Source organism: uncultured Methanobrevibacter sp. (genome assembly GCF_902764455.1).
In the GTDB taxonomy this organism is placed as follows: domain Archaea; phylum Methanobacteriota; class Methanobacteria; order Methanobacteriales; family Methanobacteriaceae; genus Methanocatella.
Map to the genome: position 1 here is coordinate 46591 of NZ_CACWVY010000017.1, position 17252 is coordinate 63842.

Genomic DNA, 17252 nt, shown 5'->3' on the forward strand with positions numbered 1-17252 from the left:
TCAAGTTCTTCATCATCATCCTTCAGCAGACGGTCAGTTAAGAATGATGAAATGGCAGCTGTGATTGACCATATCCGACTGTTGTTAAAGTAACTATTACGAAATAAAAGTCATCAAACAGGCTGTATGATGTTCCCCAGATATACAGCGCTCCTGTGAAAATGAGGATAGTTAAAAAGACTCCTGCGAGGATTTTATCCAGATTTGTTTTTTTGATAAAGCGGTTAATGCCGTCAATGAACATGTTGAAGAGAGCTATTATTCTAAGTAATTTAAGAAGTCTGAAATATCTCAAAAGATTAATGCCCGGAATAACGATAGGTATGATAACATCAAAAGGAATGGATGCAATCAGGGCAAGTATATTATATTTTTCCTTTAAATATTCGGTTTTTGAAGCTGAAAAATAAAGGTTAATCAGCCACTCTGCCATAAGGAGTATGCAAACGCAAAAATCAAACATTTGAATCCCCATTTCAGTACCTTCCGGAAGGGTAAATAGCATTGCAATTGTAATCAGCAGAATGTCGATAATGATTAGAATGTTCAAAGCGAACCAGATTATCATTTCAAAATTAACTTCCTGACCTTTGAATTTCATTTCAACACTCCAAAATATTTAATAGCTTAGTTTTATCCGAATAATGCCCCAACTTCTATAAGTTAGTTGAATTGCAGAGTTGGGTTATACTATTATTTTTAGTATTAACTGTATTTGTTTGTTTTGTTGAATTAGTTGTATCAAGTGGTTTTTAAAATCATTTTTTAATTGACTATTGTGCCGTTAATGTTAATGTTTTGGGAGTTTAATGTTTTTTAATTGAAAGTTTAATTAAACAAGATATATCAAAGCGATTCGGAAATGAAGTTTTGAATAGCTAAATGTTGATGTTAATGTGAAAAATAATCAGAGGATTATATATTAAAAAATATTTGAAACACTTTCCCTGTATGGCTTATCATATTAAATTGAATAATGAGGGTGTTAAATTGATTTTTAATTTTAATTATCTTTTATATGTGAAATTAAACGTTTATGCGACATCTAATAATCTGACTATGATAAGTTAAATATATAAAAATTGAAAACTATTTAAATTATAATAATTATAATTAATATTATTAGTTTTTCGGAGGAATTATTATGGATGATTTAACAAATGATAAAGTTAAAGAGTTATATGATGTATTAGGAATATCTCCAAAATCTAATGAGTTAAATGACAAATCTTTTTTTAATACTAATGAAAAAGATGAACATTTGGCATGGAAGTCCTTAGAAGTTTAGGGGGTGTACCAATGCCGAATTTTCATGAGATTACTAAATGAAAGTAATCCTCAAAGTGTTATTTCAAAATATATTAATTCATATTCTGAAATGACTGGAAGAAATGTAATTGTATATTATTCAGGTTGGTTAAATCACACTCATCCTAGGTCTGGATCTAGCATTAATGATTTGGATAAGAATGGTTTCATGAGTGTTATTCATGGTTTAGACAAATCAAAAGGTTTAGACTTATTTTTACATACTCCGGGGGGTGATGTTGGAGCCACTGAATCTCTTATTGATTATTTGCATGATTCATTTGGAGGAGATATTAGAGCAATTATTCCACAAATAGCTATGTCTGGCGGAACTATGATTGCTTGTTCTTGTAAAGAAATTATAATGGGAAAACAATCAAGTTTAGGGCCTATTGATCCACAATTCAGAGGAATACCGGCTGAAGCCATAATTAAAGAATTTGAAAGAGCTAAAGAGGAAGTGTCTAAACATCCTGAAACCACTCCCATTTGGCAGACTATGCTTTCGAAATATCCTCCGGCTTTTGTGATAATCTGTGAAAATGCTCGGAAGTTATCTGATGAAATTTTAGAAAAATCTTTAACATATTCTATGTTTGATGAATCTGAAATTGATTCAATCGAGAAAATTAAGGAAGTTTTAGGCTCTCATGAAAACACAAAAAGTCATGGGAGACATCTTTCTGCAAAAGAATGTTCTAATATTGGTCTTAAAATTAAAAACATGGAAGATAATAATGAGTTTCAGGATTTAATTTTGTCTGTACATCATGCCTGCATGGATTTTTTCAATAAGAATGAGAATGCCATAAAACTTCTGGCTAATAATCAAAGGAAATTTTTCATGCAATAATTTTTTAGTTTTGAGCATTGTTGATTAAATGGGATTACATTTGGAGTATTGTATCTCTATTTTTCTCCTCTTTTTTTTGAATGGACCCTGCAATATAAATATAAATTTACAGTTTATATGCCTTATTAAATGTTTTAAGTAAAAACATAACTTTAATATTTTTTGTATAATTTGCAGTTTCCTTTTGATTAATATTATTGTAATAATCGCTGTGAATAACGGAAATTACATTGGCAATCATTGAAGATAATCTTAAGCCTTCCGGAGCTTAGAGCATATACAGAATGTAATCAGAATACAGATAATGCAGGAAAACTAATATAATGTTTTAACAATATTTTTAATTAGATTAAATAATAGACATTATATTGAAAATGAAATTGATAAGGATGATAAAATGGCTATTGATTTGACAGATATCGGAATTGAAGAAGGACAGAAATATGAAGGGATTTACACTACCATGAGCAAAGACGGTGTAAAAAATGCAGCGCCAATAGGAATCGTATGCAAGGGCAAAGACAAACTTGGATGCAGATTATTTGTCGGCACCCAAACCCTGAAAAACATTATGGAAACACGCAGATATGTTGTAAATATTACTTTTGACCCTATAAATTTTGTAAATTCAACCATCGGAAATCTGGATATTGAAGAGTTTACAGATGATGAGGACATTGCAATACTGAAAAATGCAGAAGCATATATCATTTGCGATGTCACAGACATCAGAAAGATGGATCCGATTAAAGACCATGTAACATCAAATGGAGAAGCTTATATCATAAGCAGTGATGTTTTAAAAATCGTCAAAAACCATCCGTGTGCAAAGGCTTTAAACCGGGGAGTATTTGCCCTTCTGGAATGCCTTACTAACTATACTCGCCTTGACCTTGTAAGTGAGCAGCAGCAGGATTATTTTGTCGGAAGGTTTAATGAAAACAATCGCATGATTAAGAGGGTTTCAGGACCTGATACGATAAAAGCCATGGAGATTCTTAAAAACAGTATGATAGAAAAGGGTTTTGATGTTGAATAGAACCTGATTTTAATTTCATGAAATGATTGGGCTTCGCATTGGCATGGATTACAGCGTTTGTGTTAATCCTTATTTATTTTTTTAATTTTTCATAGTTTTTTACAGTCAAATCGATAGGCTTATTAATATCAGTTTATTGGCTTAAATAATATGATTTGAGATGGTGTGGTTTTAAAGATTGTTCATTTTTTTATATTATATTGAATGTTATTTTATATAGTATCATTCAATATATTGAATAAGTATTTATATAATAGTATTCAATATATTATTGAAGAGGTAGGTTTTTATGAATTCTGAAAATGAAGATTCAATTTATAATTTTTTACAAACTCAGATTACAGATACTCCATTGTCTTTAAATAATGATTTATCAAATATGGGTGTTAAATTTAATCAGAGGGATGATTTTGAAGAATTAAAAACATTTGTTGATGAATTTATAGAAGGGAATAATGTTAATCGATATATTGTGTTACCTGGTCTTAGAGGTGTTGGAAAAACAACAGTATTGCTTCAAGTATATGACTACTTAATGAACCAGAAAAATATCAATCCTGAGCAGATACTATATGTTTCCTGTGAAGAGATAGATAGAATAGAAGATTGCGATATCTATGAACTAATCAAATTTTACTTAAAAACATTCCATAACTGCTCACTACAAACATTAAATAAAAAATTATTCTTACTAATTGATGAATCACATTTTGATAAAGATTGGTCAGTTTCAGGTAAACTGATTACTGATAAATCAAAAAATATCTTTGTGATTTTCACAGGTTCATCAGCTATAAACCTAGAATATAATGCAGAAGCAGCAAGAAGAATGATAAGATATCCTATAACTCCTCTAAATTATTCACAACATCTTAAATTAAAATACAATTATCATTCAGATATTTCTAATGACTTAGTTGATTTATTATTTAATGGAAATGTTGAAAATGCAATCATTAAAGAAAAGCAAGTAAATCATGATTTATTAAATCTGAAAGAATATAATTCAATGGATTGGAATAATTATTTTAAATTTGGTGGATTTCCATCAGTAATGCATGATACAAATTACAGAAATGCAACAAAAAAATTATATTACTCTATTGAAACTGTAATAACAAAAGATTTGGGAACAATGAATAATTTAACTGCCAATACACAAACTAATGCATTAAGATTAATAAAATTTTTAGCAGAAAAATATCCTGGTGACATTTCACAAAATGCACTTGCAAACAAAATCAAAACATCAGCAGGATCAGTAAATACGATAATGGACTTGTTGGAAAAGACCCATTTGATATTTCATATAGAACCATATTCCGATGCAAATACAAGAGCAAAAAAATCATGGCAATATTATTTTGCAACACCCAGTCTGATGAATGCAATAAATATCAAATTTGGATTTTCATCAATAAACTTAACTGAATATGAAGGAGTATTGCTTGAAACATTAGTAGGATCAAGCTTGGTTAACCTTAAAAATAGTGAACAATTCTTTGAATTTAGCATATTCTATGACACACATAAAGTTAAAAAGCAACGTGTTGATTTTATTATAAAAAAAGATTTTGATGAAGTTATTCCAATTGAAGTTGGCCATGGCAATAAAAGCACCAATCAGATTAAGGATGCTATTAGGCGTTATAAGTCTCCTCATGGAATTATTATATCTGATACAACAAAAACAATCAAAAAAGTTGATAATATAATATTTGTACCAATAAAAACATTTTCATTAATGTAATTAAAAAATTGGAAAAATAATTATTTATTTCTCAATTTTTTACTGCATTAATGGGTTGTTTTTGACTTTTTTAGATTATTTTTTTCTCTTTTTTGAGGAATTCAGAGATATTTTTTTATCATAAGCTCGTAATCTCTTTTCACAGTTATTTCGTTAGAACTATTAATATCATTTAATCTCTCTAGCATTTGTGTTTCGTTTACAATTTTAGGTTTATAAGACTAACTTTTCTTATTTTATATTAAAGTTAGGTTTATGGGAAAAATTTAATATCAAAGTTTTCACCATATGTTTTAAGATTGATTTAATAAATTTTTTCATAGGGTGATTTAAATGAAAAATGAACTGATTAGATTAATAGAAAGTAATATGGAACATTATCTAAATGAAATTCAAATAGCACGACTTAATGAATGTCTTAAAAGTATTTTGAATGATTTTGAATTGTTTAAAAAGGACAATAATTTATCGTTTGATGAATCAAAAGAAAATCATGAATTGTTGGTGTCTTTTCTTTCAGCCAAACAGATTGAAGGATGTTCTGAAAAAACTATTGATTATTATGGGAACACGATTTTCAAGATGATGGAGTCAGTTAATCTTAAAATCGAAAGCATCACAACTGATGATTTGAGAAAATATTTAGCGGAATATAAAAATCAGAGTAATGCATCAAAATCCACGATTGACAATATCAGACGAGTTTTATCTAGTTTTTTTAGCTGGCTTGAGGATGAGGGACATATTTCAAAAAATCCGGTTAGAAGGATTCATAGGATTAAAACCAAAAGGGTGGTGAAAGAGGTTTTAAGCGATGAGAATTTTGAAGTCCTAAGGGACAAGTGTGATAACATCAGAGATTTGGCAATGATTGAGCTTTTAGCATCAACCGGTATACGTGTAGGGGAACTTGTAAATCTAAATATTGATGATGTTCTGTTTAGTGAAAGGGAATGTGTTGTATTGGGCAAAGGTGACAGTGAACGTATAGTTTACTTTGATGCAAAAACAAAAATTCACCTTCAAAAATACTTGGAGTCCAGAAAAGACAATAATCCTGCACTATTTGTATCTCTCAGAAAACCTCATAATCGGTTGGGAATTCCTGGTGTTGAAAAAAGAATGCGTAAACTTGGCAATGAAGCTAAAATCAAAAAAATACATCCACATAAGTTCAGAAGAACAATGGCAACAAATGCAATTGATAAAGGAATACCGATTGAACAGGTTCAAAGGCTGTTGGGTCATGTGCAGATTGACACTACCATGCAATATGCAATGGTGAATCAAAACAACGTGAAAATATCACATAGGAAATTCATTGGATAATCTTGTTCGTATTTTAAATTTTAGGTGTTTTGGTGGATATTTCTTCCATTATTTTCTTAAAATGGTAGGTACATAAATATCAGTTTATAGGCTTTAACATGATTGGGTGAAAATAGGTTTATTATTTAATCATTTCATTTCGTTATCTAATGAGCTAATTTTTTGCCCAATTCTCTTTTTGCACAATAAAGTTTATATGTGATGTTTTTCTCACTGCAATTTTATAAAATGGCTTCAACAAGCCTTAAATAACATATAACACATAAATATTCTCTTGAAAAGCCTCAAACTATAAAACATTTGGAAGGAGGTGAATAAACATGATAATACAGATTATACTCAATGTTTATTTGTTAAATCGGAGAAGTTTCCCTATATGTCTGCTCTGGTGTTCTTTCCATGCATCAAATGGAGGTGGAAAAAGTGGAGTTGATTCTCTTTCTTATTGGATCATATAGTCTGAATATTATGGCACTACTGATTCAACTAAAAGATAGTAGATAACGACTCAAATTTTCACCTCATAAAAGGTAATTAAATATAAACAAGTCAATGAGGGCCTTTGAAAACTAATGTTTTCGTGAGGCTTTTCTCCTGAGATAGCTACTATTTAATTGCCTATTTTTCTAAAATTAGTTAAGTTTATATATGTTATTTAATAATAGAATTATACAAGGGATTTACTTTTAAGTAAACCTCTATTAAGATGCAGAAATGTTTTTTATTAATGTCTAATATAGGGTATTGTAGAGATTTATTCTCTGCAATAGGACATTAATCTTATTTTTAAAACCTGATAATTTACATGAATTTTTAAAGATTAATCATCGACCAATTTTAGTAAATCTATGATTCATTTTTCACAGTCAAATTGATAAAATATAACTATCATTTTTTAATCTATTTTCACAATAAATCGGTAGGTATATAAATTACAGTTTTTCAGTTAGATGACATGTTTTTAGTAAATCTTATTTTAAATTTTGCTTTGGAATTTGAAAATTTATTTAGTATTGTTAAATTTATCTAATATTATATAATTGTGTTGGTAAAAAACCAACAAATATATAAATACTCTAATAAATATATTATTATATGACAAGGAAAAAACAAAACCAAATCTCAATAGGGGATAAAATTCTCTACAAGGTAAAAACACCGAACGGGTGGTCAATTATTATAATGCCTGATAATATTCTAATTGACAATTATCATGTTGGTAAAGCACATATCCACCCTGATTCTCAAAATCATACTTATAGGGTTGAATTGTCACTGCAGGATTGTGAAAAAATCTATGAACTGATTAAGGACTACTTAAATGTTACAAATAATTTTGATATTGAAGAGTTAATGGAGATGTTAAAATGATCATTACTTTAGTTAAAAAGCAAAATGGCTATGAATTCATTCGTGAAATGGAAGAAACCTATAAATCCATCAGCGAATTGGAAAAACTATTTAAACGAACTAATAACATGAAAATGTATGTGGACTTGGAAAACTGGAAATACTATAATCAAAATCCTGATGAGATGATTGAAACAACAGAAAGTCTGGTTACAAACAAATTATCCCTGTCCGACTTGGATTTAATTATACTTAATACCATTAAACATGAAAAACCAAGAAGCATAAGGGATCTGGCCAAAAAAATTAATAAGGATGTCAGCAATATTCAGCCAAAAGTTAAAAAATTGGAAGAAGATGGATTTATCAAATTCGAAGAAGGCATTAAAAACAGTAAAATACCTTATCTGACATTTGATGAGATTAAACTGGAGATTTGAAACTTTTAAATTCCAGTTATTATAGTTCAAATCCATTTTCACACTCAAATCTATAGTTTATATATCCTTTATTTTTCAAATCAGTTATCTATTTATATATTCGTTTATAGATTTTTAAGTATGAATTGAATGTTTTAAACTTTGAACACAGATTCATATATTGTTCGTTTAGAATAAAATAAAATTCTTATAAAATATTTATCATAATAAAAAGGGAGAATGGGATATGGAATTTGGGAAAACAATTATCCTGCTGATGCTTGTTATTTTTCTGTTCAGCATAACCAGTGTTTGTGCAAGTGAAATAGATACTCCAATAGCCGGTGGGGATGCAGGTCAAATGGAATTATCCGTAAATGATGAAATGTCTGTGGATAATCTGCAAAAAATCGAAGAAAATGTTGAATTGGCATTAGTCGATAATGATGAAAGTGTAAGTGCACAAACTGGTGCGGATGTGTTAAGTGGTGATGAAAACAGTACCTATTCGGAGCTTTTCCGTGAGATTAGTCAATCAGGGCCTGTTAAATTAACACACAAGAATTATGTTTATGACAATAGTGAAGCTATTGCTGTCACTGAGGACAATAAGGTAATTGACGGTAACGGTGCTGTTATTGACATGGCAGAATCAACCATTAGGGCATTTGATGTAGTTGGGTCAGGTGTAACAATTAAAAATCTAACAATTAAAAATGCAAACTTTAATGGGGATGGTGGAGCAATTTACTTTAGTCAAACCGGAACCGTATCAAATTGTAATTTTGCTGGCAGCACAGCTTTTAATTACGGTGGTGCCGTTTACTTTAATGGCAGTGGTGAAGTGGCAAATTGTAATTTTGTCAATAATACTGCTTTTTATCGCGGTGGTGCCGTTTACTTTAATGGCAGTGGTGAAGTGGTGAATTGTAATTTTACTAAAAACCGGGTAATTGATGATGAAAATTCCCATGGCGGTGCCGTCTTCATGACTTCAGGCAGTGTTGAAAATTGTAATTTTACCAATAACAGCGCAGGACTCAATGGCGGTGCCGTTTACTTCAGTATTTCAGGCTCTTTTCATACTTTAACAAATTGTATTTTCACTAATAACTCTGCTACCTATGGTGGTGCAATTCTATTTGCCAGGATGGTTCATTTAACAGATTGTAATTTTACTAATAATTCCGCTTTCAAAAGTGGTGGTGCAGTTTACTTCCACGATGATGGTGAAGTGGCAAACTGTAATTTTGTTAGTAACTTTGCTTATCAGCAGGGTGGTGCAGTTACCTTTGTAAAGTCAGGTTCTGTTGAAAATTGTATTTTTGCCAATAACGCCGCTGATGGTTGGGCAGGTGCAATTCGATTTCAAGGTGATGGTAATGTAATGGATTGTAATTTTGTCAATAACACTGCTTCCAATTATGATGGGGGTGCAATGCTCTTCAGCAGTTCAGGTGCTGTTGAAAAATGTAGTTTTATTAACAATAGTGCTAATACTGCCGGCGCAATTCTATTTGAAGGTGATGGTAATGTAACGGATTGTAATTTTACAAATAGCTATGGTGCCGCTTCAGCTGGCGCAATTCTATTTGGTGGTATTGGTAATGTAACTGATTGTAATTTTGTCAATAACACAGTTTCCAAATATGACGGTGGTGCAGTTTACTTTGACAGTACAGGTTCTGTTGAAAATTGTAGTTTTGCTTATAACTCCGCCAGGTATGGTGGTGCAGTCTATTTCGAAAGGGGTTCTGACGGCACTGTTAAAAATTGTAATTTTGTTAATAACTCTGCTTTCGAATGTGGCGGTTCAGTTTACTTTAATAGTACAGGTTCTGTTGAAAATTGTAGTTTTGCTTATAACTCCGCCAGGTATGGTGGTGCAGTCTGTTTCGAAAAGGGTTGTGACGGCACTGTTAAAAATTGTAATTTTGTTAATAACTCTGCTTTCGAATGTGGCGGTTCAGTTTACTTTAATGGTGCCGGTTCTGCTGAAAATTGTTATTTCATTAATAATGCCGCTTTAAATGTTGGTGGTGCAATTCTATTTGAAGGTGAGGGTGATGTAACGGATTGTAATTTTGTCAATAACACTGCTTCCAATCATGATGGTGGTGCAGTTTACTTTAACACTTCAGGTTCCGCTGAAAATTGTTATTTTACTGATAACACCGCTATCTATGGTGGTGCAATTGCACATTATGGTGGTGTACTTAATTGCAGCAATTCCAGATTCATTGACAATTCCGCTGAAATAGGACCTTCCATATATTCATGTGATGCCATATTAAATGTCTGCAGCTCATCTGTCACTTCAAACAGATCAAGTAAATATGGTCAGATTTTTGCATCAAATTCCACAGTCAATATAGATACTTCAGAATTCATAAACATATCCTCTGCTTATGCATCTGCACTGAGTTTTATATTTTGTGAAATTTCAATTATCAATTCCAGATTTGTTAATCTTACTGCTGAGAAATCTGCAGGTGCAATTGCCTTAAAGTTTTCAGGCAACTCTTATATCAAAGGCAGTGAATTTATAAATGTCAAATCATTTAAAAATGCAGGTGCCGTACTGGTGGATTATAGAATGGAATCCTGTAATTCCACTTTAATTGAGTGTGTGTTTAACAATGTTTCATCCATGATTGGGGGAGCATATATTCAATTGGGAGGCAGTCTGTTCCTGAACAGTTCAAATTTCATAGGCAATAACGCAGGTGTTGGAGGGGCAGTTTATATTTCATTTACCAACAGCATAATTGACAATTGTATTTTTGATTCAAATAAACTGTCCGATGTGGATTCCACCAGTTGCGGCGGCGCAATATACTGTGATATGAGCAATATGACATTGGCCCATTCCAGATTCATAAATAACTCAGCATATCTGGGAAATGCAGTGTATGCATGTGATTCATGGTATAATATAGCCAACTGTCTGTTTGCAAACAATACCAATGCGATTTTCACAGATTTCGATAAGAATCAGTGCAGTCTCAACGGTAATGAGTATAATAATGACAGCGTAATCACCAATCAGTCATTTCATGCTCCGTTATCTTTTGACTATCCTGCATTGAATCTGACTTTAATCAACAATACAATCAATGTCACTGGTCTTCCGTCCAGGTTTGATTTGCGTGACTGGGGATGGATTACTCCTGTTAAAGATCAGGGCATTGCTGGTGCCTGCTGGACATTTGCATTTGCAGAAGCATTGGAAACCGCTCTTTTAAAAGCAACAGGAATCATGTATAATATCTCTAAAAATTATATGCAGAATCTCCAAATAAGATACAACCCGGATTTTGGAGTTTTATTTTCAGATGAAGGAGGTATTGATTATATGGCTTTGGCTAATGTAGTCGGTTGGCTGAGTGTCGCTGAAAGTGAGGGGGGATTTGATGAGTTTGGAAAATTATCACGTTTTATTGACAGTCCAAATAAGATGCGTCTTCAGGATGCTTACTTCATAATGCCGAATTCAGCAGATTATGTAAGTGACGTTAAAAAAGCAATTTTAAATTACGGTGCGGTTTCAGTTACTTATGCAAGCAGTGAAGTTGAACCGTATTTCAATGTGGAAACTTTTGCATATTATAATAATGAATCAGTTCCATCAGATCATGCAGTTGCCATCGTCGGATGGGATGATAACTACTCTGCAGATAACTTTTTAATTGCTCCTCCGGGTGACGGTGCATGGATTGTTAAAAACAGCTGGGGAAGCGACTGGGGTGATGAAGGGTATTTCCACATTTCCTACTATGAAAAATCATTTTTCACACCTGACTCAGATACGGGCATCATTTATCCCTTCACGGCATGCATTTTCGCCAATGTCATTGATTATCATGTAAATTACCAGACTGATTTATCCGGTTTATATGATTTTGACGGCGGTTATACTCAATATTCCAATGAATTCACTGCACAATATGATGATTTGATTGCCGCTGTTGGAACATATTTCAACCAGTCAGGCATCGATTATTCCTTTGACATTTACGTGAACAATAAGTTAACATACTCACAAAGTGGCATAAGCGAGTTTGCAGGATACAGGACAATTATCTTAAGCAGCTATGTTCCAATTAAAAAAGGGGACCGGTTTAAAGTTGTATTTAAAAATAACAACCTTCCTTATGAGGCATACTCAAGAAATCATTATATTCATGGAATGTCTTTTGTAAGTACAGACGGCAGTGCCTGGAAGGATATTGCTTTAGAAAACAAGACAGTTTGCCTTAAGGTTTATACTGTCCGTGATGATTGCGTTATAGTTGGTAATAATGATATCAGTATTGATTATGGCAGCGGATCATCTTTTTCAGTTAAAGTCATGACCGGTGATGGTCGAAGCATAGGTGCGGGAGCATCTGTCATGTTTGTAATCAATGGTAAAACCAGTGTGGTTAAAACAGACAATAATGGCATAGCTAAAATCAGGATAACTGATGTTCCTAAAAAGTATAAGGTAACAACAGTATTCAATGGAAAAACATATAAGAACACAGTTACAGTAAAACAGGTATTGACTGCAGGCAAAATTGCTGTTAAAAAAACCGCCAAGAGGTTCACCTTAAAGGCAAAGCTTAAAATCAACGGCAAACTAATTAAAGGCAAGACAATAACATTCAAATTCAACGGTAAAACATATAAAGTTAAAACCAACAGGAACGGAATTGCTCAGAAGACCTTGAAAGGGAATATTCTCAAAAAGCTTAAAAAAGGCAAAACCTACACAGTCAAAGTGACCTATCTTAAAGACACAATAAAAACAACAGTTAAAGTAAAATAGTGTTTAAGCATACTCTGAATCATTGACGGGTCGATTAAATAATAAGTGGATGTTCATCCACTTTTAATCGAGATTATTGAGGATTGTTCCTTTGGTTTCTGGAAATGTCCAAATCCAAATGCCCACAAGCATAGCAAACAATGCCGCAATGGCTATTCCATAGCTCAAATCAAAGTATGCTGCAACTGTTGTTATTGTTATCGGAGTTATGAACTGGGCTCCACGTGCAAGGTTGAATACGGTTCCGACAGCGGTGTTTCTGATTCTTGTCGGGAATAGCTCTGAGAAAAGCGATCCGAATCCTCCGAAAAATCCTGTTCCAAAACCTGTCAGGAACATAAATATGTATAAAAGATTTGGAACCTGGACAATCTGATTCCAGAAGAGGGTTATCATTGATATTCCCAGTGCCATGATGAAGCTGTATATCGTAAATGCGGGACGCCTTCCAAGCTTTTCGGCCACAAAACCGAAGGTGGTGTAGCCTGTAAAATCACCGCACTGAATCAGGATAACTCCGAATGTTGTGCTTAGCAGTGCCATACCCCTTTCCTGTTCAAGATAGGTCGGAAGCCATGAATATGTGTACCAGTATGCAGACATTCCGAATATGCACAGTATGAGTGATATCAGGAATATCTTTCTGTGTTCTCTGCTTATGAGTTCCCTGAATTCATGAAGGATGTTTTTGTTGACGTATTTGTCTCTGTTTTTAATCCAGACGTCTGATTCCTCAAGATATTTTCTTATGAATATGATTGTCAGTGCAGGAATGATTGAAACGAGAAAAGTCATTCTCCAGCCGATGACGGGTGTCACAAGTCCTCCAACAATTGAAGCTAAAATTACTCCGACCGGTGCGCCGGATTGCATGAATGCTCCGAACTTTGCTCTCAATTTGTCCGGAAATGTTTCACTGATGTAGGTCTGGCCGGTAGCCCATTCTCCGCCGACACCAAGGCCTGTGATGAATCTGAATATCAGAAGTGAATAGAAATCCCATGTAAACGCACACAGGAGTGTTCCTATCGAATATATTATGATTGTCCATTGCAGTACCTTTTTACGGCCGTGCTTATCTCCCAGGGCTCCGAAGATGATTCCTCCAAAACCTGTGGCAAAAAGTGACAGGCCTAGGCATAGGGAAAGCATATCTGCCGAAAAATTCAGACTGGACTGAAGCTGGGATACCAGGAATGTAAACAGGACAAGGTCATAGAAATCAAAAACCCATCCCGCCCAGCTCATGGCGAAAATTCTGTAATGGTGCTTGTTCAGTTTTGTCTCCTCGTTCATTAACATGATATTACAACTCGTCTTAGTTCTAATATTAATTTAAGTCATGAATGATATTTAAAATTTTCAAAATAATTGCGAAGATTATTTTAGGGTGCAGATATTATCCGGCTTATGGGGAAGTTGTGCCTATGTTGGAATAGGGTCAATATTTGACCCTGGAAAACCGGCTTTAAGCAACGTCAATGTTCAGGCACATCTGAAGAGCAAAAACAGTCAGCGGTTAATAAAATCAGGTGGGCAGTGAAAAACAGAGAACATTGTCTTAAATCAAGGGAGGGTAATGTCTGAAAATTTGTGGTATATTCCATGAATGGAGAGAACTTGCATTAAAACAATTCCAAAAAGCCAAAAAACTTAAAGTAACCGGAAAAATGGGTGGGAAAACAGCTAAAAAACTTGGAATACTTTAAAGATAGGTAATTTCAATTCCTTATTTTTTCTCTTTTTTAAAATCAATATGCTATAAATATGATCTAACTTAGAGTCAATATAATTAAAAGAAATCTTGTAAGTATGATTTTAATGGCATTTATTTTACATTAACATTTATATTTTCAAAAATCATATTATTTTTTAACCTGCAGGTATATATCAACTACTTTTAAAATTAATTTTTGTTAAATGTAGAGAATGTAAATCTGATTAAAAAAAGAAATGAATAAGATTTGGATTATCTTATTCTGTTGTAGATAAATGCTCCGAGTGTAATAATCACGAATGCTCCGATTATAATTACTGCATTTTCAATAACATTAATCAGGAAACTTCCGACTGATTTTAAAAACTCTAAAATAGCTTGAATTAATGCTATTAGTTGATTGATTAAATCTATAAGGAATTGTATCAAGCTGTAGAGTAATTCTAAAAGCATCTCTAACAGTGCGATAAGTGCTGAAATCAGTTCTGCAATTAAATTCAATATATATGATATTAAGTCTAAAAGCTGCTGAATCAGATTCAGTATCATTGTTAATAATTTTAAAAGTCCTTCAAGCTGATCCCATATCGATTGAAGCATCTCTAATAGTTTTCCAAGGGCATCCATCAATAACTGCATTTCCGCCATAAAGTCTTCAATGAGATTTGCCAGTTCTACAAGGGCAGTAACGGCCATCAGCAAGTTGTTTATTAATGTGTCTATAATAGGTTTCCATGCGTCAAAGAGTGCATTGGCAAGGGAAGAGAGATAATCGAATAATTCTTTTAGGAATGTGGCGTTTGTTTCATTGTCGAGCTGCTGGGTTATATTTGTAGCGTTGCTTGTTAGATTTGTAATGTTTGTTGTATTTGTTGTATTGGTCAGATTTGTTTGTTCGGCAATGTTTCTGAATGATACTTTATATGCAAAATAATCTGATACATTGCCTGATACGGATTTTAAAACTTCAAAATCAAAAACGGCTTCAGTTTCGTTGTTTATTTTAACGACTTCGTGATCGCCTATGTTTCCCTGCGGAACCGCAGCTGCTTTTGAACTGGAAGAGTTGGCTTTTACAGAACTGGCCATGAGTTTTCCAATCTGGCCTTCTGAATCCTGCATGTAGCCTTTGATTATATTCATCTTCAGCGTATTTGAATCTGCGGCATTTGATGTAGAGACACGTTTGAATTCATCTCCTGAACTTGCAGGTGATTTTGAATAGTCAAGAATAAACCCTCTAAAACCATCACTAAATCTAATGTCATTTCCACTTCCCATAGCTAAAATGTAGTTCTTATTGGGTTTATCATCCGTTTTATTTTTATCTTTAGTCTTGTTCTTGTCAGTTGTTTTTTTATCTTTATGGACTGTTTTGTCGTGGTCTGTTGTATTTTTATCATTATGTGATGTACTGTCAGCTACGACAATGCTTAAAAAACTAAAGGAAATTAATATAACAAGAATCAATGTAACTACTTTTTTGTTCATATTATGCCTCTGTATAATTATTTATATTATTCACATATATTAAAATTATGGCAGTTTTGCCTTATTTTCGTTATTATTCTGGCAGAATACTTTAAATTTTAAATACTATTATCTAAAAATATATATCTGTAAAGCAGTTAGGTTAATGTGATAAATATGAATTTACGTGAAATTATAATGGACGCTATTAAATATCCTGTCAGCGATATTCGAAAATTTTTAATATTCTGTGCTTTAATTATTCTAATGAGCTTATCAACAGTTCTTCCGTCATACGGTGTTAAGGACAGCACAGTCTCTCTTATTTTAAGCCTTGTGACTTTAATCGTTTTATTTGTAGTTTTAGGATACTCAGTTGATGTCATTAAAAGCGGAACTGAAGGTGATAAGACACTTCCTGATTTTGATTATGTTAAAAACTTTGTAATAGGCATTAAAGCATTGATTTTGGATATAATTTATTTCATAATACCTGCGGTCATTGTCATAATTGTCGCTTCCGCAACAGGACTGTTTTCATCATTCACTAAAATCGTATATGCAAGCATTGACGCTGTAGCCAATGATGCAAACAATCTGACCATGATAATGGCGGCAATTCCCAAATCAACAATGAACACATTCACAAATGCATTGACCGTTACTTTAATTGTTGCAATTATCTTATTTATCATATTTTCATTCCTCTCATTTACAGGAATGGTCAGATTTGCAAGAACCGGAAGCGGAACCGAAGGTCTCAGATTCAGGCAAATACGGAGGGACATATCAAAGGTGGGCGTTATTAAAATTATAGTTACACTGATTGTAGTTTATATAATTGCATTGCTTCTGGCATTTGCCGTCGCACTGATCGGACTGATTCCATACATTGGTGTTTTCATAGGCATTTTTATCGGAGTGCCTTTTATAATCCTGTTTTTATACAGGGCTATCGGTTTATTATATGCTGATGCATATTAATCAAACCCTTTTTTTTAAATCTTTTTCTGAATACTTTAGCTTCCGCAAGTTAGATGAATTGCACAAAACGGATATTTATTTGCAGTTTTTAAAGTGTGAATTAATTAATGGAAAGTTATGCTTAATAGTCTATTACTTAATGTTTGTACCATTTTTGTAATTTGTTCTTGGGCTGTTATGTTTTTTTTTCAACATAAGGTTTACCAAGCTATCTCCCATTGAC

Annotated in this window: 13 protein-coding genes; 10 read left to right on the top strand and 3 right to left on the bottom strand. The window is 32.7% G+C overall.

What is annotated here, in order from left to right; translation table 11 throughout:
* Nucleotides 1–37: 37 nt before the first annotated feature.
* Nucleotides 38–601, bottom strand: coding sequence for an ion transporter (locus QZU75_RS06905; protein WP_296882542.1), 564 nt, complete (start codon nucleotides 599–601; stop codon nucleotides 38–40).
* A 543-nt stretch (nucleotides 602–1144) separates the two neighbouring features.
* On the opposite strand from QZU75_RS06905, the gene QZU75_RS06910 reads away from it, so the two are divergent.
* From QZU75_RS06910 to QZU75_RS06945, 8 genes are all read left to right on the top strand, one after another.
* Nucleotides 1145–1288 (top strand): hypothetical protein, encoded by a 144-nt coding sequence (locus QZU75_RS06910; RefSeq protein ID WP_296882544.1) that lies wholly within the window; start codon nucleotides 1145–1147, stop codon nucleotides 1286–1288.
* Between the two features lie 90 nt (nucleotides 1289–1378).
* On the top strand, nucleotides 1379–2161 hold the full coding sequence (locus tag QZU75_RS06915; RefSeq protein ID WP_296882545.1) for a S49 family peptidase: 783 nt from the start codon (nucleotides 1379–1381) through the stop codon (nucleotides 2159–2161).
* A gap of 397 nt (nucleotides 2162–2558) precedes the next feature.
* The gene (locus QZU75_RS06920) at nucleotides 2559–3200 is read left to right on the top strand and encodes a DUF447 domain-containing protein (protein WP_296882547.1); all 642 of its coding nucleotides are present in this window, start codon (nucleotides 2559–2561) and stop codon (nucleotides 3198–3200) included.
* 289 nt (nucleotides 3201–3489) lie between these two features.
* Nucleotides 3490–4950, top strand: coding sequence for an ATP-binding protein (locus QZU75_RS06925; RefSeq protein WP_296882549.1), 1461 nt, complete (start codon nucleotides 3490–3492; stop codon nucleotides 4948–4950).
* 333 nt (nucleotides 4951–5283) lie between these two features.
* Nucleotides 5284–6279, top strand: a complete 996-nt coding sequence (gene xerA / locus QZU75_RS06930; protein ID WP_296882551.1) for a site-specific tyrosine recombinase/integron integrase — start codon at nucleotides 5284–5286, stop codon at nucleotides 6277–6279.
* A 1095-nt stretch (nucleotides 6280–7374) separates the two neighbouring features.
* On the top strand, nucleotides 7375–7650 hold the full coding sequence (locus QZU75_RS06935; protein ID WP_296882552.1) for a hypothetical protein: 276 nt from the start codon (nucleotides 7375–7377) through the stop codon (nucleotides 7648–7650).
* Entirely contained in the window at nucleotides 7647–8069 is a 423-nt protein-coding gene (locus QZU75_RS06940) for a winged helix-turn-helix transcriptional regulator (protein WP_296882553.1), read from the top strand. Before QZU75_RS06935 ends, QZU75_RS06940 begins: the two co-directional genes overlap by 4 nt.
* 226 nt (nucleotides 8070–8295) lie before the next feature.
* The gene (locus tag QZU75_RS06945; RefSeq protein ID WP_296882555.1) at nucleotides 8296–12858 is read left to right on the top strand and encodes a C1 family peptidase; all 4563 of its coding nucleotides are present in this window, start codon (nucleotides 8296–8298) and stop codon (nucleotides 12856–12858) included.
* Nucleotides 12859–12921: 63 nt separating this feature from the next.
* Here QZU75_RS06945 and QZU75_RS06950 read toward each other — a convergent pair whose 3' ends face one another.
* Nucleotides 12922–14106, bottom strand: coding sequence for an MFS transporter (locus QZU75_RS06950; RefSeq protein ID WP_296882556.1), 1185 nt, complete (start codon nucleotides 14104–14106; stop codon nucleotides 12922–12924).
* 350 nt (nucleotides 14107–14456) lie between these two features.
* Here QZU75_RS06950 and QZU75_RS12755 point away from each other — a divergent pair, with 350 nt between their 5' ends.
* Nucleotides 14457–14567 (top strand): peptidoglycan-binding domain-containing protein, encoded by a 111-nt coding sequence (locus QZU75_RS12755; RefSeq protein ID WP_363139642.1) that lies wholly within the window; start codon nucleotides 14457–14459, stop codon nucleotides 14565–14567.
* Nucleotides 14568–14827: 260 nt separating this feature from the next.
* On the opposite strand, the gene QZU75_RS06955 is transcribed toward QZU75_RS12755, so the two are convergent.
* Nucleotides 14828–16066, bottom strand: coding sequence for a hypothetical protein (locus QZU75_RS06955; RefSeq protein ID WP_296882557.1), 1239 nt, complete (start codon nucleotides 16064–16066; stop codon nucleotides 14828–14830).
* 156 nt (nucleotides 16067–16222) lie between these two features.
* Between QZU75_RS06955 and QZU75_RS06960 the strand changes: the two genes are divergently transcribed.
* Entirely contained in the window at nucleotides 16223–17029 is an 807-nt protein-coding gene (locus QZU75_RS06960; protein ID WP_296882558.1) for a DUF4013 domain-containing protein, read from the top strand.
* Nucleotides 17030–17252: the final 223 nt, after the last annotated feature.

Excerpts from the sequence above, each read along its gene's own strand:
- QZU75_RS06925 (WP_296882549.1), top strand. The coding sequence starts at position 3,490 with ATGAATTCTGAAAATGAAGATTCAATTTATAATTTTTTACAAACTCAG.
- QZU75_RS06955 (WP_296882557.1), bottom strand. The coding sequence starts at position 16,066 with ATGAACAAAAAAGTAGTTACATTGATTCTTGTTATATTAATTTCCTTT.
- QZU75_RS06940 (WP_296882553.1), top strand. The coding sequence starts at position 7,647 with ATGATCATTACTTTAGTTAAAAAGCAAAATGGCTATGAATTCATTCGT.
- QZU75_RS06950 (WP_296882556.1), bottom strand. The coding sequence starts at position 14,106 with ATGAGCTGGGCGGGATGGGTTTTTGATTTCTATGACCTTGTCCTGTTT.
- QZU75_RS06935 (WP_296882552.1), top strand. The coding sequence starts at position 7,375 with ATGACAAGGAAAAAACAAAACCAAATCTCAATAGGGGATAAAATTCTC.
- xerA (WP_296882551.1), top strand. The coding sequence starts at position 5,284 with ATGAAAAATGAACTGATTAGATTAATAGAAAGTAATATGGAACATTAT.
- QZU75_RS06905 (WP_296882542.1), bottom strand. The coding sequence starts at position 601 with ATGAAATTCAAAGGTCAGGAAGTTAATTTTGAAATGATAATCTGGTTC.
- QZU75_RS06960 (WP_296882558.1), top strand. The coding sequence starts at position 16,223 with ATGAATTTACGTGAAATTATAATGGACGCTATTAAATATCCTGTCAGC.
- QZU75_RS06945 (WP_296882555.1), top strand. The coding sequence starts at position 8,296 with ATGGAATTTGGGAAAACAATTATCCTGCTGATGCTTGTTATTTTTCTG.
- QZU75_RS06920 (WP_296882547.1), top strand. The coding sequence starts at position 2,559 with ATGGCTATTGATTTGACAGATATCGGAATTGAAGAAGGACAGAAATAT.
- QZU75_RS06915 (WP_296882545.1), top strand. The coding sequence starts at position 1,379 with ATGACTGGAAGAAATGTAATTGTATATTATTCAGGTTGGTTAAATCAC.
- QZU75_RS06910 (WP_296882544.1), top strand. The coding sequence starts at position 1,145 with ATGGATGATTTAACAAATGATAAAGTTAAAGAGTTATATGATGTATTA.